This window comes from Flavobacterium sp. GW821-FHT12A05, assembly GCF_058807735.1.
Genome location: NZ_JBXAQY010000003.1, coordinates 186,734 through 199,699, shown reverse-complemented (window position 1 = coordinate 199,699; position 12,966 = coordinate 186,734). Strand labels below are relative to the sequence as shown.

The following is a 12,966-nucleotide window of genomic DNA, read 5'->3' as shown; positions in this document are numbered from 1 at the left end:
AATCTCGATTTGAAACATCTTTTTTATTTTACCTGAAATCAGACACTAGTTTTACAGAAAACAACTCGAATAAATTGTTTAACAAGGGACTTTTCCAAAACTAAAAAAGATAAAATCATGGATACTATAAAACTGAACTTTATTAACAGATCGCAGGATGCGAACAACAGCAGCGTTGTCATTTTTCAGAAAAATACTGCCGAAAGTTTTGAAGAAAATGCAATTGCATGGAAAGTCATTCAAAATTGCGGTCAGCTTGATAATCATCCTTTTGTTTTTCCATTAAATTTTAGTGTATCGGCAAGTGATGCTTACGGAAATTACACCCCTCGAATAAATGCTTGGGACGGCCAGGCTTTTGATATGGTATTAGCTCCTTCTGGAGATATTCTGCAATTATCTACCACAGCTTCAGATGTTCCTACCCAAGTTGAAGTAAGAAACAACCTTTCGAGAGGCGCGATCAATGCGATGTGTTTTAAGGATAAGAAAGTTGTAGCAGCCAAAACAAATTTAGCTCCCGGTCAAAAAGCCCTTTTTGAGTTTTCTCCTCGTATTTATATAGGCGTTGTTTCTCAGGTGGTTGAGGAAGGATCTGTACTGAATTCGGCTATTATTTCAGAAATCAATACAGAAATTAATTTAATGGGTATCAGAAGCGCTGATATCGTGATGACAGGAGGCGGGCCAGGTAAAGGTTCTACTGCATTCAACTTTACTTTAGAGAATATTAATGAGTAATACTTTTTTTTGAAAAGAGAAATGCAGTACTAATTTTTACTGCGTTTCTCTTTTTCAATTTTAATTCTTATTCTTTCCAAGGAGAATGTAAAATACAATCGCAGAAGTTTTTGCGGTGAAAGTTTGGGATCATATAGGCGCAGACATCGGCTTTTATGTTTCCAAAAGTAGTTTCCGTTTTATGTTCGAAGCCGCTGAAAAAAGTAGGGATAATTTTTTTCTTAAAATCATCACGCGGAAAAGCATTAAGAATCTCTATTCTGTTTTCTTCACTCAAATGCTCGTATCCTTCTCCCATAACATCAAGACCAACGCCCGAATACATAAGCGCAACTTCCGGTTCTTTATGCTCGGCAATTCCAATTGTGGTATGAAGCGCAATGGTATCCCAAACCAATTGAAGAGATTCTTTTGGCAGATTATGGCTTTTAAGGAAATCTCTCGCTGCATTGGCACCATCTACTTCAAAACGCAAATCGGTACTGCTGTACTGTTTGGTTAAACCCAAATCGTGGAAAACAGAAGCGACATACAATAATTCTTCATCGTATTTAAGCTGTTTTCTTTTTCCGTTTAAAGAAGAAAATAAAAAGACACGCAGAGAATGATTGTAGATAAATTCTGTTCCGTGTTCTAATAAAAGTTCTGTAGCCTGAAGCGCAATAGAACTGTCTGGAATGGTTATTCCTGCAATAGTTTTAAACTTGTTTACTGACATAATAATTTGTTTTTTTCAAAGGTATCGCAGTAAACTTTTTTGCGAAATGCCAAATTACGTCAAGCACATGTCAAAAACTACATTCAGTTTTAAGTGATTAATTTCCAATGTTTAAAAATAATAATCGGTATTCGTGAGGCGAAACCTGAGCATTTTTTTTAAAGAAATGACTAAACTGTTCCGGTGTCGCAAAATTGAGTTCAAAAGCAATTTCTTTTACCGGATTTGAAGTAAACTGCAAAGACCTTTTAGCCTCGGCAATAAGCTGTCCGTTTATTAATTCTTTTGCTCCTCTGTTACTGCAGCGCTTCGATAAATCGGTGAGTTTGCGTGCTGAAATTCCTAAACGCGATGCATAATCAGCGACTTCTCTCGTAGTTTTATAATTTTCGCTTATTAATTCTAAAAACTGCGCATAAATTTGATTTTCGTAGCTGTCAAAACCTTTTGAAAGAGAATGGTTTATATTGGCAATTTTGATCATTATAATTTTTAGATAAGCTGCCATTGCATCTAATTGATTGTTGTATTCCTCTTTATTAAATTCAAACAGCAAAGATTTAAAAACAGCAACCAGTTCGTTATTATCCTGATTATTCAGATCAAAAGTTTGATTGGCGGAAGCATTATTAAACAAAACCGCTTTACAATTATTTGCGCTTGACGGTGTTCTTTCCCAAAAACAATCACCAAAACTAAGTTCGTATCCGCTAAAAATAGTATCAGAACTAAAACTTACAAACTGTCCTTTTGCAATTAAAAATAACTGAGAAGAAGTTATTTTAAAAGTCTGGTCGTCAATTGTTATTTCTCCAATGCCAGATTCTATGAGTAATATTCGGTTGTAAATAAGCCTGAAACTGGCTTTTTCTGCAAACTTCTTGTCGGCAAAAAAATGTATAGAAAACGAATTTTTGATTTCTTCTTCTACAACCAAATTGGATAGGGGAAGCATATTGAAGTACGTTTTTAGAAAGTTGGTAACAAAGATAGAAATTGTTTGGGGCAAACCAATGCAGCATCTTCGCCGCATTTCAATAAAAAATTGATTTATGTATTTACAGTTCGTACTTTTGCCCGTATGAATGATAACTTTGTAAATGAATATTTTGGTATAGGAATCCAAAATGGTAAAACACCTGAAAACTTGGGCGTTTTGTGGCGGTCAGCTCAAAACTTAGGCGCCACTTTTATATTTACCATTGGTAATCGATATGCCAAACAAGCCTGTGATACTCACGATGCAGTAAAAGCAATTCCGTATTTTCATTATGAAACTTTTGAAGATTTTTACGAAAACTTACCTAAAGGAGCGCGTTTAGTTGGTGTTGAATTAGATGAAAGAGCAGCAGATTTAGAAACTTTTGAACATCCAAGACGCTGTGTTTACTTATTAGGGGCCGAAGATCACGGTTTACCTAAAAGAGTGATGTCTAAATGCCATCATTTGGTAAAGTTTAAATCGGTAAAAAGCTTAAATGTAGCGGTGGCGGGGACTATTATTATGTACGACAGAAACCTGCCTAAGCCAAGATCTTAAAAATAAAAAATACGGTGATTAAATTCTTTATCACCGCATTTTTTATAAATCGATCTTTCAATTACACTATACTCGTTTTCTTTTCATTCTCTTTTTGAAGATAGGTTATAAAGGTTAAAGGTGAAAAACCCGTTACTTTTTTAAATGTTACAGTAAATCGGCTGTGCGAAGAAAAACCAGATTCATCGGCAAGAAAACTAATTTTGTATTTTAAATAACTAGGATCGTTTTTTAAACGTTCAACGATATAATTTACTCTTAATTCATTCATATAACCTGCAAAATCTTTGGATTTATGTTTGTTGATTACATAAGATAGATAACGGTGATTTACCCCCAGTTCTGCCGCAACAGAATTCATAGAAATATCCTTTTTTAAATACGATTGTGAATTTTCAAATTCTTCGAGACTTTTCAAGATATTGTTTTCGGCAGCTTCAGACATGTATTCTTTTGCCAGCTCTTTTTTGGGCGCTGCTTTGACGTCTCTTAGCGTAATTAATTCCTCCTTATTGATATAATTTTTAAATTTTTTATAATCTGATTTTCGCTTGTAAATATAAAGTGCTGCTGTAAGCAAAACGATTAAAAGAGAACCTCCTATAAGTAGGTAAGTGCTTTTTTGATAATTTGTCTCATTATCGTATTGTTTTTTGCGAAGCGTTTTAATTAGCTCGTCTGCAATAACTTTTCTGCTGTTTTCTTCGTTTTGAGTTAATTGTTGATTCTTTTCATTATACGCAATGTACATTTTGGCATCGCTGTTTTTGTAGAACTCCAGTAAAGAAGTATAGACTTCTTGTTTTAAGATGAAGAAATTGGAATCGTCTGCAATTTTCTCGGCAGCCTTATAGTTTACAAGGGCTTTTTCCGGCATGTTTTTTTTGTTATAAACATTGGCTAGTCCGTTTAAAATAAACCCTTTTAACGGGCTGTTTGCAGATCCGGATATCGAAAGTTCTTTCTGGGCTTTATTGAAGTAAAACAAAGCAGAATCAACTTCGCTCAGTGATAGATAATTCTTGGCAATCATTTCATCATTTACTGCTGTTTGAAAATTTTTGTCTACATCTGGTCCGGTTTTTAAAAACAGCTTGTTACCGCTTTTCAAATGATTAATCGCTTTTTGATAATTGGAAGAGTACATTCGGTAATAGGCCGTTTCTTGAGAGAGGTTCCCTAAAAATTTGTTCATTTCACTTTTGTCAATGATTTTTTTGCTTGCTGCAACGGCTCTTTGCAAATGAATGCTTCCTAAGCTGTTAATGTTATTTTCTCTATAAAGTGTAGATAAGAAACCATTTATTCTGGCCTGCATCGTGTAATTGTTATCTATAATCGCAAAACTATCTGCTCGTTTTAATGAAGAAACAGCCTCTTTTCTCAGACCGTATTGGCGGAGCAAAGTAGCTTTGAGCATACAGGATTTAATTTTTTGGGCGTTGTCAGCAGCAATAGTAAAGAGATAATCGGTGTTTTCTAATGCTTTCGTGGGATTTGAGCTTAGAAGATCTTGAGCAGTTTCAGCAAAAATACGATCAAATCTAGAGTCCTGGGCATGTAGTAAATGACTAAAAATTATTATTACAAAAAATAATGGGTAGTTTTTAAGGTGCATATATAAAATAATTAGCTCTAAAAAGCAGTGAAAAATTGGTTTGTATGGAAATTGTAATTTTTATACAGTTTAAGTAAAAACTGATAAAATTAAGAGTTGACTAGTAAATGATAATCAGGCCGCTAAAGTAATAAAATCAATTTTATAATGGCCGCTTTTTGCGACTCATAACAAAATTAATTCTTATGCGATATTCAGAATACATTATTTAAAATTTAAAGCTTTTTAGGATTGATTATATCCCTGAAAACTTTCGATACACAGCTTAATTTATAGGTAGAATCACTCGATTCATTGATAAGAATCCAAAAATGCAGTGATTTTGTCAACCGTCAGATAATGAGGTTTTTGTGATTTTTTTCGGGTTAGAATATTTTCTCTTTTACGTAATTGGTAAAGACTATTGTTTAAGAAGAGACCTTCAAAACGGTACATTCGCGGTCAAAATTCTGAAAACTATAATTATGATCGAGAACGTTTACAGGCGGTATAAAAATATTGCCAAATGCTGTGGGTTGAACTTATTATTGCTGCTATTTGTCAATTATGAGTCAACAGCTCAAAATGCTAAAAATATTGATTTCTACAAAGTGATTTCGTTTGGTGAAAAAATTGATTTTGGAAACATTGATCCAAATACAACCTGGACGCTTACCAATTCTAATAAGAATATCTATAGTACGCTGCACGGCAATGAAATCAATAATTATTCATTTCAGGAACCTGGTGAATATGATGTTACTTTTCACGAAACTAAAAAGCATGACGGCGAATGTGATCATGCTTCATTTCCGGATCGGTTTCGTATCAAAGTAGAACCGGTTAGAATCTCTTTTGATTTTTCAAAAATTACCTTTTCTGAAAAAATAGTCAGAGGAAGGAATTATTCGGATCTAATAATTACGGTTCCTGCCAAAATTACTACAAAGGAGAATTCTAATCTAAAATTACCTGCACCAGCTATGTCGGTTACGGGAATTGGCGTGTCTATAAAGAGCGAAACTCTGGATAAGGAGATCAGTTTAGGTAATAAAACGCAATTATTAAAATACAAATTATCAGGGTCAGTGAATAAAGAAACGTATCTGATGTTTGATTTTTATGATTTTAACAATCAGGTACAGACTTATAATCTTCCTCAGATAATTAAATAACCCATACAGTATGATAAAAAATTACTATAATTTAAAAACCGTATTGAATTTACAAAAAACAATCGCTTTGTTTTTTGTGTTTTTTATATTTAATCAGGCTGCAAATGCGCAATGTGCAACTCCTGTTGCGGGTTGTTCCAATACTGATTTATCAAACTTTGGGGCTGCATCAAACAATAATGCTGCCACTATCGAGTATGATAACTTTGTTTCGAGCTGGCATACTACAATTGTGAGAACATCAGATGGTTCTTTCCAGACTTGGGGAGAAAAAATTTCCAATACAGGTGCAAATCTATTGTCGCCTGTAACCATAAACAAAACAAACTTTCCTGCTTTGTCGACTGGAGCAGTTCCGTTAAAGGCAGGTTTAGGAAGCAGTTCTTCGGATAATGTTCAGGGGATACTTTTAGCAACCGACGGTTTATATGCCTGGTCATACAGAGGAGTAGTTTTAGATGCTTCGCTTACTACTAACGCGACTTTTCAAAAGGTAACTATAAACGGTAATTCAAAAGGTCTGCCAAGCGGCGTTGAACCGGGAGATGTTAAAATGATGTTTGTTACCTATAAAACACTTGCTATCACTACTTGTAGCGGCGATGTATGGGTGATTTCACAAACGGCGGCCGTGCGAGGTAATGGGGCGGTAGGAAATGCAACAACTTGGTATAAAGTAAAGACTTCAGATTCTGGAAACCCATTTTTAACAGATGTGGTTGCGTGCAGAGGAAATAATGATGGTCTTATGGCTTTAAAAGCTGATGGTACGGTCTATGTTTGGGGTACTGGTGTTTTCTTAGGAAATAACACTGCTGCAACTGACCAAAACTATGCTTCTCAAATGACAATCCCAACCGGAATTACACCAAAAATGATTGGTTCTTCGGGGAATAATGGTTCAACCCGATCTCATTATATTTTAGCAACAGATGGCAATTTATATGCTTTAGGTAAAAACGGCAGCAGACAATTGGGAGATTGGACTAATTCAGAAAGATTATCCTGGGTTCAGCCTAGATATACTTCTACATCAGGTCCTGTTATGGATAATATAAAATGGATTAGTACTCAGGAGCATGATGCGCAGTATGCCGCGGTAAATGTGCTTACGAACACCAATAAAATTTACGCATTTGGAAACAGCTCTGGATCACTGCTGGGAATTGGCAGCGGAACAGCGAATAATCCGACATCCCCAGGCGGATTAACTGGTTCAGATAATATTCTGGCAGTTGAAACAGGCGGACATACTTCTATGTTAGTAAAGAGCTGTGAAACTAAATTTGGTTATGTAGGGCATAGAATCAGCGGTAGTATGGGAGACGGCACTAATGACACTACAAATGAAACTAATTATACTTTTAGTACAGCCAATGTACAGATTTGCGGTGCAGAATCAAATCCGGTTATTCAGCCTATTTCAACTGGAGGCGGACCAGATTCTAAATACTGTGTTGATGATCCGGTATTATTAAATCCAACTCCGGCGGGTGGTGTTTTAAGCATCTTAAGCGGGCCTGGAACTCTATCAGGAAATACGTTGAGTTTTACCGGAGAAGGAACAGTTTCGGTTCAGTATTCCGTAACTACTTCATGCGGCGGAACATCGGTAACAACCAGAAATTTTGATGCGGCGCTTTGTCCGGCAGATCTTGAGATTACGAAAGTGGCAGATAATTCTTCACCAAGCGTGGGAGGTAATGTTGTATTTACGATTACAGCCAAAAATAAAGGTCCGTATAAAGCGACAGGTGTTTCGGTAAGTGATGCGCTTCCATCAGGGTATACTTTTGTCAGCGCAGTGCCTTCAGTTGGTACTTGGTCAGCACCAAATTGGAGTGTTGGATCTCTTGCAAACGGTGCAAGTGCAACTTTAGCAGTTACAGCCTCAGTAAATGCCACGGGATCGTATGCTAATACAGCGAGTATTACTGGAAATAATCCTGATAGTACTCCGGGAAATAATTCGGCCACAGCCACACCTTTGGTTCAGACTAATCTTTCGGTAACAAAATCAGTAAGTAATACTACGCCAAATGTTGGAGATCAGGTTACTTTTACCATTACGGCTTCTAATGGAGGTCCTAGTGCCGCAACAGGAGTAAAGGTTACAGATAATCTTCCTTCGGGATATACTTTTGTAAGCGCAACTGCTTCAACAGGTACTTGGTCAGCACCAGATTGGACTATTGGTAATCTTGCTAATGGTGCAAGTGCGACTCTTACCATGACAGTAACAGTAAATGCTTCAGGTTCTTATGCTAATACTGCTGCTATTTCAGGCTCACAAAACGACCCGACTCCAGGAAATAATTCCGGTTCGGTTACGCCAACTGTGAATCATCATCCAACAGCAGTTTTAGATACTTATTCTGTTCCTAAAAACAATACAGTTACATTAACACCGCTTATCAACGATACCGATGTTGACGGTAATACCTTAACCATTACTTCAATCAACGGAACAACTTTAACAGGTTCAGCACAAGTTATTACAGTTCCAAACGGAACAGTTAACATCTCAGCTTTGGGAGTAATTACTTTTACGCCTGCAACGGACTTTAATTCAACAACGCCAATCAGTTTCCCTTATGAAATCAGTGATGGACACGGCGGAACTGCATCAGCAAATATCGAAATCACGGTTACTGCAGTAAACGATAATCCGGTTGCGGTGAAAGATGTATATACCGTTGCCGAGGATAACACAGTTACATTAACGCCGCTTACTAACGACACAGATGTTGACGGTGATACCTTAACTATTACGTCAATTAACGGAACAGCTTTAACAGGTTTAGCACAGGTTATTACAGTTCCAAACGGAACGGTTAATATCTCGGCTTCGGGAGTAATTACTTTTACGCCTTCGGCAGATTTTAATTCAACAACGCCAATCAGTTTTCCTTATGAAATCAGCGATGGTCATACAGGAACTGCATCAGCGAATATTGAAATTACGGTTACGGCAGTAAACGATAATCCGGTTGCTGTAAAAGATGTATATACCGTTGCCGAAGACAATACGGTTACATTAACGCCGCTTATCAACGATACAGATGTTGACGGTGATACCTTAACTATTACTTCAATCAACGGAACAGCTTTAACAGGTTCAGCACAAGTTATTACAGTTCCAAACGGAACGGTTAACATCTCAGCTTTGGGAGTAATTACTTTTACGCCTGCAGCGAATTTCAGCTCAACAACGCCAATCAGCTTCCCTTATGAAATCAGCGATGGACATACAGGAACTGCAACAGCCAATATTGAAATTACGGTTACGGCAGTAAACGATAATCCGGTTGCTGTAAAAGATGTGTACACAGTTGCCGAGGATAACACAGTTACTTTAACACCGCTTACTAACGATACAGATGTTGACGGTGATACTTTAACCATTACTTCAATCAACGGAACAGCTTTAACGGGTTCAGCACAAGTTATTACAGTTCCAAACGGAACGGTTAATATCTCAGCTTCGGGAGTAATTACTTTTACGCCTTCGGCAGATTTTAACTCAACAACGCCAATCAGCTTCCCTTATGAAATCAGCGATGGACACGGCGGCACAGCATCAACAAATATCGAAATCACAGTTACAGCAGTAAATGATAATCCGGTTGCTGTAAAAGATGTATATACGGTTGCCGAGGATAACACAGTTACATTAACACCGCTTATCAACGATACAGATGTTGACGGTGATACTTTAACCATTACTTCTATAAACGGAACAGCTTTAACAGGTTTAGCACAGGTTATTACAGTTCCAAACGGAACGGTTAACATCTCGGCTTCGGGAGTAATTACTTTTACGCCTTCGGCAGATTTTAACTCAACAACGCCAATCAGTTTTCCTTATGAAATCAGCGATGGGCACGGCGGAACAGCATCAGCAAATATCGAAATTACGGTTACACCAGTAAACGACGCACCAATTGCAAACAACGATACCAATAACATAATTTCGTCTGCAGCTGGAGCTACAACTATCAACGCTCTAACCGCATCAGATATTGACGGTACAATTGCTAATTATACCATTTTAAGTTTACCAGCAGATGGAGTTTTAAGCTTGATGGGCAATCCAGTTACAGTAAATCAAATATTGACGCCAGCAGAAGCTGCGATGATTACATACACGCCAAGCGGTACTTTCACCGGAAATGTTTCGTTTACTTTTACTGCGACAGACGATTTAGGATTGACTGCTGTAACACCTGCAACTATAACAATCCCTGTAGGTAATAATGCACCAGTGGCACATGACGATACAAATTCAGATATTCCTTCCAGAGCAGGAGCAACAGCAATTAAAGCATTAACAGCGACAGATAATGACGGAACAATTGCTAACTATGTAGTACTTACTTTGCCAGCTCACGGAGTATTAGCTTTATCTGGAGTACCCGTTACGGTAAATCAGGTTTTAACACCTGCACAAGCTGCAATGTTAACGTATGATCCAAGTGGTGCATTTTCTGGAAATGATACTTTCACTTTTACCGCAACAGATAATAATGGAACAGTAGATGCGACTCCGGCAACGATTACAATTCCGGTTGATAAAACGGTAATAACAGCCACACCTGATCCAGTTGGCACTGTAGTGGGGATTAATGAAGTGGTTGAATTAGTAAACGTTTTAAAGAACGATACTTTAAACAACGATCCATTATTACTTACAGATGTTAATTTAAATGTTTTGGTTAAAGATCCAAATAATGTATTGACACTAAAACCAGACGGAACAGCGGAGTTAGCTCCAAATGCTCCGGCAGGAAATTACACTTTAACTTACGAGATCTGTGAGAAAGCAAATCCGTCTAATTGTACTTCGGCAGTAGTTTCGGTTACGGTTGAGGCTCCTAAAATGACAATAAAGGCAAGCAGTTATTGTGCTGACAATACACCTTATGTTTCGTATAACGTAACGGCTGATAATTTTACGCCAAAAGGTTTATTAACTATCAATTGGATCGACAGCGCCAATAATATTGTTGCCACTCAAACCAACTTGCCTTTAAGCGGTAATTTATTATGGCCGGGAGCAGTTGTTGACAGCAGCAATAAACCAATTGACTGGCCGGGATGGGTATTGGTAAACGGACAATGGATAGAAGGTAATGATGGTTTTGAGTTAACAAGGCCAGCTGTTACAATTCAGTTTACTTTAAACCCTACAGAATCTGTAACCGTAAATTATCCTGCAGCATCTTCAGGTTGTAATGCAAGACCTCTTTTTGGTATTAAAGCAGAAAACGATGATAATAATATAGTTGCAAACGGAACAAATGGTTCAACTAAAATAGTTAATGTTTTAGAGAATGATAAATTAAACGGTGCTCCGGTAAATCCTGCCGATGTTGTTTTAACCCCTAATAATTTCCCTTCAGGAATTACTTTAAACAGCGACGGAACTATTGATGTAGCTCCGGGAACTAAAGGAGGAAGCCATACGCTGACTTATCAAATTTGTGAAAAAGCCAATCCTAATAATTGCAGTTCGGCATCCGTTCAAATTTTTGTAGAAACACCATCAATCTCACTTGTTATGAAAGCATCATTGAATGATGAGAACGGAAATGGTAATGTTGAAGCAGGAGAGACGGTTACGTATACTTTCACAATTAAAAATACAGGAAATGTGCCTTTAAGTAATATCCTGATTGCGGATCTTCTTCCAGGAGTTGTAATCACTGGAGGCCCTATAAGTTTGGGTGTTGGAGAAAGTGATTCTACAACTTTTACCGGAACTTATATTCTGACTCAGGAGGATATTAACAAAGGTTCTCTAACCAATCAGGCAACGGTTTCAGGAGTTTCGCAAAGCGGTACAGCTGCAACTGACAAATCTGATGCTGAAAATGTAAGCGAAGACAATCCAACAGTGCTGGAACTTAATGGCTGTAATATAAAAATCTACAATGCAGTTTCTTTAAACGGCGACAGCTTAAACGAGAGATTTTATATTAAAGGTATAGAATGTTATCCAGACAATACAGTTCAGATTTTTAACCGCTGGGGAGTTTTAGTTTTCGACAGAGACCATTACAATAATAACGATGTTGTATTTAAAGGCTTCTCAGATGCAAGAGCTACTGTTAAAGAGTCAAACGGACTGCCGGAAGGAACGTATTATTATATCGTAAGATACAGTAATAATAGCACTAAGCCTAAACAGGAAGCAGGATACTTATATCTAACTAAATAATATTCCATATTAATAAAAATGGCTTAGCCATAGGTTAAGCCATTATTTTAAAAATATACAAATGAAAAAAATAACTTTAGTTTTATTGTTTTGTTCTGCCGTTAGTTTCGCACAGCAGGATGCTCAGTATACACAATATATGTACAATACCATAAACATAAATCCTGCCTATGCTGGTTCAAGGGGAGTTATGAGTATTTTTGGTTTGTATAGAACACAATGGGTAGGTCTTGACGGCGCGCCGGAAACAAGTACCTTGTCATTAAACACACCTATAAATAACAGCAATGTAGGATTAGGATTTTCATTGGTAAATGATAAAATCGGACCCACAACCGAAACGGATTTTTCGGTAGATCTCTCTTATTCCATTCAAACATCTGCTACAGCAAAACTTTCTTTTGGTATTAAAGGATCGGCTAATATTTTTAACCTTGATCCAAATAAATTAACACCGGAACATCAGGGAGATCCGCAGTTTTCGGACTTTAGAAATAAGTTTTCACCCAATGTTGGGGCAGGGGTTTTCTGGCATTCAGATAAAGGATATATCGGATTATCTGTGCCTAACTTCATTCAGGCTAATCGTTATAATGATAATGATATGGCAATTTTTAAAGAACAGATCAATTACTATTTAATTGCAGGTTATGTGTTCAATTTAGATCGTTACGAAACAATCAAATTCAAACCGGCAGTTTTGGCAAAAATGATCGACGGAGCACCGCTTCAGTTAGATGCTTCGGCCAACTTTATGTTTAACGACAAATTTGTTGTGGGACTTTCGTACCGTTGGAGCGCCGCTTTAAGTGCATTGGCAGGATTTCAAATCAACAAAAGCATGTACATAGGATATGCTTATGACCGCGAAACAACGAAGCTGAACAACTACAATTCAGGTTCACATGAAATCTTCCTGCGCTTTGAATTTATGAAAGGGTATAATCGAATTACATCACCAAGATTTTTCTAATT

At 37.1% G+C, this 12,966-nt stretch carries 8 protein-coding genes; 5 read left to right on the top strand and 3 right to left on the bottom strand.

Annotation, left to right across the window (positions count from 1 at the left end; all coding sequences use genetic code 11):
- Positions 1-117 precede the first annotated feature (117 nt).
- Positions 118-741 carry a hypothetical protein gene (locus tag AC1RRQ_RS07535; protein WP_493022396.1) on the top strand — a complete coding sequence of 208 codons (624 nt, stop codon included), beginning with the start codon at positions 118-120 and terminating at the stop codon, positions 739-741.
- A 67-nt stretch (positions 742-808) separates the two neighbouring features.
- On the opposite strand, the gene AC1RRQ_RS07530 is transcribed toward AC1RRQ_RS07535, so the two are convergent.
- Both AC1RRQ_RS07530 and AC1RRQ_RS07525 read right to left on the bottom strand, forming a co-directional pair.
- Positions 809-1,459 carry an HD domain-containing protein gene (locus AC1RRQ_RS07530; protein ID WP_493022395.1) on the bottom strand — a complete coding sequence of 217 codons (651 nt, stop codon included), beginning with the start codon at positions 1,457-1,459 and terminating at the stop codon, positions 809-811.
- A 97-nt stretch (positions 1,460-1,556) separates the two neighbouring features.
- Positions 1,557-2,414 carry a helix-turn-helix domain-containing protein gene (locus tag AC1RRQ_RS07525; RefSeq protein ID WP_493022394.1) on the bottom strand — a complete coding sequence of 286 codons (858 nt, stop codon included), beginning with the start codon at positions 2,412-2,414 and terminating at the stop codon, positions 1,557-1,559.
- A 126-nt stretch (positions 2,415-2,540) separates the two neighbouring features.
- Here AC1RRQ_RS07525 and AC1RRQ_RS07520 point away from each other — a divergent pair, with 126 nt between their 5' ends.
- Entirely contained in the window at positions 2,541-2,999 is a 459-nt protein-coding gene (locus AC1RRQ_RS07520; protein ID WP_493022808.1) for an RNA methyltransferase, read from the top strand.
- 61 nt (positions 3,000-3,060) lie between these two features.
- Here the strand turns inward: AC1RRQ_RS07520 and AC1RRQ_RS07515 are convergent, their stop codons facing one another.
- Positions 3,061-4,419 (bottom strand): helix-turn-helix domain-containing protein, encoded by a 1,359-nt coding sequence (locus tag AC1RRQ_RS07515; RefSeq protein WP_493022393.1) that lies wholly within the window; start codon positions 4,417-4,419, stop codon positions 3,061-3,063.
- Positions 4,420-5,081: 662 nt separating this feature from the next.
- Between AC1RRQ_RS07515 and AC1RRQ_RS07510 the strand changes: the two genes are divergently transcribed.
- The 3 genes from AC1RRQ_RS07510 (at position 5,082) to AC1RRQ_RS07500 (ending at position 12,964) form a co-directional block, all read left to right on the top strand.
- Positions 5,082-5,771, top strand: a complete 690-nt coding sequence (locus AC1RRQ_RS07510; protein WP_493022392.1) for a hypothetical protein — start codon at positions 5,082-5,084, stop codon at positions 5,769-5,771.
- A gap of 10 nt (positions 5,772-5,781) precedes the next feature.
- Positions 5,782-11,991 carry an Ig-like domain-containing protein gene (locus AC1RRQ_RS07505; protein ID WP_493022391.1) on the top strand — a complete coding sequence of 2,070 codons (6,210 nt, stop codon included), beginning with the start codon at positions 5,782-5,784 and terminating at the stop codon, positions 11,989-11,991.
- 61 nt (positions 11,992-12,052) lie between these two features.
- Entirely contained in the window at positions 12,053-12,964 is a 912-nt protein-coding gene (locus AC1RRQ_RS07500) for a PorP/SprF family type IX secretion system membrane protein (RefSeq protein WP_493022390.1), read from the top strand.
- Positions 12,965-12,966: the final 2 nt, after the last annotated feature.

Excerpts from the sequence above, each read along its gene's own strand:
- AC1RRQ_RS07535 (WP_493022396.1), top strand. The coding sequence starts at position 118 with ATGGATACTATAAAACTGAACTTTATTAACAGATCGCAGGATGCGAAC.
- AC1RRQ_RS07530 (WP_493022395.1), bottom strand. The coding sequence starts at position 1,459 with ATGTCAGTAAACAAGTTTAAAACTATTGCAGGAATAACCATTCCAGAC.
- AC1RRQ_RS07525 (WP_493022394.1), bottom strand. The coding sequence starts at position 2,414 with ATGCTTCCCCTATCCAATTTGGTTGTAGAAGAAGAAATCAAAAATTCG.
- AC1RRQ_RS07520 (WP_493022808.1), top strand. The coding sequence starts at position 2,541 with ATGAATGATAACTTTGTAAATGAATATTTTGGTATAGGAATCCAAAAT.
- AC1RRQ_RS07515 (WP_493022393.1), bottom strand. The coding sequence starts at position 4,419 with ATGCTCAAAGCTACTTTGCTCCGCCAATACGGTCTGAGAAAAGAGGCT.
- AC1RRQ_RS07510 (WP_493022392.1), top strand. The coding sequence starts at position 5,082 with ATGATCGAGAACGTTTACAGGCGGTATAAAAATATTGCCAAATGCTGT.
- AC1RRQ_RS07505 (WP_493022391.1), top strand. The coding sequence starts at position 5,782 with ATGATAAAAAATTACTATAATTTAAAAACCGTATTGAATTTACAAAAA.
- AC1RRQ_RS07500 (WP_493022390.1), top strand. The coding sequence starts at position 12,053 with ATGAAAAAAATAACTTTAGTTTTATTGTTTTGTTCTGCCGTTAGTTTC.